Here is a 508-nt window from a genome sequence, read left to right as displayed (position 1 = left end):
CCCGATGCCCCAACGAATGTCGTCGTGAGTGATGACGGAACCACCGTCAGCGGTAGCGGCGAACCCGGGGCCAGCGTCACCGTGACCGGCCCGGATGACACCGTGCTCGGACAGGGCACGGTGGGCGACGATGGCACGTTCAGCGTGGTGCTGGACGAGCCCCAGCTCGACGGCGAGGCCCTTGGCGTCACGCAAACCGACGCCTCGGATAACGAATCCGCGCCGGCAAATGCCACGGCACCCGACACTACTGCGCCGGATGCCCCAACGAATGTCGTCGTGAGTGATGACGGAACCACCGTCAGCGGTAGCGGCGAACCCGGGGCCAGCGTCACCGTGACCGGCCCGGATGACACCGTGCTCGGACAGGGCACGGTGGGTGACGATGGCACGTTCAGCGTGGTGCTGGACGAGCCCCAGCTCGACGGCGAGGCCCTCGGCGTCACGCAAACCGACGCCTCGGATAACGAATCCGCGCCGGCAAATGCCACGGCACCCGATGCTACCG

1 protein-coding gene is annotated in these 508 nt (G+C 67.9%); it reads left to right on the top strand.

Annotation, left to right across the window (positions count from 1 at the left end; translation table 11 throughout):
* Nucleotides 1-24: 24 nt before the first annotated feature.
* On the top strand, nucleotides 25-508 hold a 484-nt coding region (locus ACUN9Y_RS22190; RefSeq protein WP_445462911.1), incomplete at its 3' end, for an Ig-like domain-containing protein.

The organism is Halomonas sp. V046, assembly GCF_052645355.1.
Note: the sequence above shows the minus strand (reverse complement) of the source record. Positions and strands in the feature narration are given on the sequence as shown.